A 2,510-nucleotide genomic window follows, 5' to 3' on the forward strand; every position below is an offset into this window, starting at 1 on the left:
CCATCATGCGCCGCCGGTACCAGGCCCGGATGTCAGGGCCGCTGCTGGACAGGGTCGACATCCAGCTCGAAGTCGAGCGGGTCTCGCTCGCCGGCTTCGGCCAACCTGCGGCCGAGGAAGGAACGGCCAGCATCGCGGAAAGGGTCCGGGCGGCCCGGACCCGCCAGCTGGACCGGTTGCTGCCATTCGGGATGGAAACCAACGCGCAGGTGCCGGGGCGGCTGCTGCGCGGGTCCCTGCGGCTCGATGCCCCCACCACCCGCATCCTGGACTACGCACTGGAGCGCGGAGTGCTGACCGCCCGCGGCTACGACCGCGTACTGCGCCTCGCATGGACCCTTGCGGACCTGTCCCGGCACGACGTCCCGGACGCAGACGACGTCGGGCAGGCGCTGGGCCTCCGGCAGGCCGCCGCGGTCTCACCCTGAGCCTGCCGGCACGAAGCCCACCCCAGCCGTGCGAAAGGAACCACCATGATTGATGACGAACGAACAGCCCGCGCCGCCCTGGCCCGCCTGTTCGAGCCGCAGGACGCGGCGGCCCTGACCCTGGTCCAGGCAGTGGGGGCGCAGGACGCCCTGCGGATTGCCAGCGGCGCGCTGGCCGCCGGTCCCGGGCTCGAACAGGAGATCACTGGAATCCTGGCGGACAACGGGTGCGGCAGCGGCTGGTCCGGGCTCAGCGAGGCGCTGAAGCGTTGGGCCCCGCGCGTGCCCGACCTCGCGCCGGAGCGGGACCTGGCCACCATGCACCGGCTCGGCGGACGCCTCATCATTCCCACGGATGACTTGTGGCCGCGGCAGCTGGCGGACCTCGGACTGCAGGAGCCCCTGTGCCTGTGGTGGCGCGGCGTGGAACAGGAGCTGCCCACGGCGGCCCGGTCCGTAGCCCTCGTGGGCTCCCGGGACAGCACCAGCTACGGGGCATCGGTAACGGGCGACCTCGCCTACTCGCTGGCCCAGCGCGGCTTCACGATCGTCTCCGGCGGGGCCTACGGGATTGATGCCCACGCCCACAGGGCGGCCCTGGCCGGAAGCGCGGGCGGCGTGCCCACCATTGCCGTCATGGCCGGGGGAGTGGACCGCTTTTACCCCGCCGGCAATGAGGACCTTCTGCGGACCGTGGCGAACCGCGGCGCGGTCCTGGCCGAGGTTCCGCCCGGGTCCGCTCCCACCCGCTACCGGTTCCTGCAGCGGAACCGGCTCATTGCGGCGTTGGCCTCCGTCACGGTCGTGGTCGAGGCCCGGTGGCGCTCCGGCGCCCTCAACACGGCCCACCATGCCGAAAGCCTGGGCAGGGCCGTAGGCGCCGTGCCCGGATCCATCCACAGCGCCAACTCCGCCGGCTGCCACCGGCTTCTCCGTGAAGGCGGCGCGGTATGCGTCACGGATGCCGGGGAGATCGCCGAGCTCGCCTCCCCGAGCGGCGAGGCGATGCCCCCGGACAAGGCAGGCCCGTCCGAGGCCCACGATGGCCTGACCCTGGAGGACCTGATCCTGCTCGATGCCCTGCCGCTGCGGACCACCACCTCGGTTGAGAAGCTGGCCGCGGTGGCCGGGCTCAGCCCGGACTCGGTCCGCGCGGGTCTTGGCCGGCTCGGGCTGCTGGGGCTGGCCGAATCCCGGCACGGCGGCTGGAAACGCTCAGGGAAGGCGGACTGAGATGGGTTGCTTCACCGGGAAGAAGCGGCTCGCCGACCGGCTCCTTGAATGCCGGGGGAATACTGCCAGAGTAAGAGGGTGTCTACACAGGATCCCCCCGCTGCCTCGCCCGCCGCGCTCGACGGCGATATCCGGTTCGTCGCCGCACGCTTCGGCCGCTACCTGGAAGCGGAGCGGGGCCGGTCCGCCCATACCGTGCGGGCCTATCTCTCCGATGTCGAAAGCCTGCTCGCGCACGCCGCAACCGAGGGCGTCCACGACCTTGCCGGGCTGGAGCTCGGGACCCTGCGGCGCTGGCTTGGTGCCCAGAGCGAGTCCGGGAAGTCCCGCGCCACCCTGGCCCGCCGCGCCGCCACCGCCAGGGCCTTCACCGCCTGGGCTGTCAGTGAGGAGTCTTGCACCAGCAACAGGTTCGGCGGCTCGTGGACGACGCCGAATCCGCCTCGGCCGATGGGGAACCGCTGGCCTTGCGCAACCGTGCCATGGTGGAGCTGCTCTACGCCACCGGTGTCCGGGTTGGCGAGCTCGCCGGCATGGACGTCGACGACCTCGACCCGGACCGCAGGACCCTCCGGGTGCTTGGCAAGGGCAACAAGGAACGCACGGTGCCCTACGGACTGCCGGCGGCGCTCGCCGTCGACGACTGGCTCCGCCGCGGCCGGCCTGCCCTCGCTACCGGGACCAGCGGCCCGGCGCTCTTCCTGGGCGCGCGGGGCGGAAGAGTGGACCAGCGCCAGATCCGCAGCGTGGTCAAGGAGATGCTGGAACGGCTGGGAGACACCGCCGCCACCGGGCCGCACGCCCTGCGGCACTCCGCAGCGACCCACCTGCTCGACGGCGGCGCGGATC

At 72.4% G+C, this 2,510-nt stretch carries 2 protein-coding genes and 1 pseudogene; all 3 read left to right on the plus strand.

The annotated features are described in order from the left end of the window. On the plus strand, positions 1 to 428 hold a 428-nt coding region (locus tag LQV45_RS25605; RefSeq protein WP_230009444.1), incomplete at its 5' end, for an ATP-binding protein. Positions 429 to 473: 45 nt separating this feature from the next. Further along, the gene (dprA, locus tag LQV45_RS25610; protein ID WP_230009445.1) at positions 474 to 1,661 is read left to right on the plus strand and encodes a DNA-processing protein DprA; all 1,188 of its coding nucleotides are present in this window, start codon (positions 474 to 476) and stop codon (positions 1,659 to 1,661) included. Between the two features lie 48 nt (positions 1,662 to 1,709). Beyond that, a pseudogene (locus LQV45_RS25615) lies at positions 1,710 to 2,510 on the plus strand (tyrosine-type recombinase/integrase); the annotation flags it as partial.

The sequence above is a fragment of the Microbacterium sp. Bi128 genome (genome assembly GCF_918698205.1).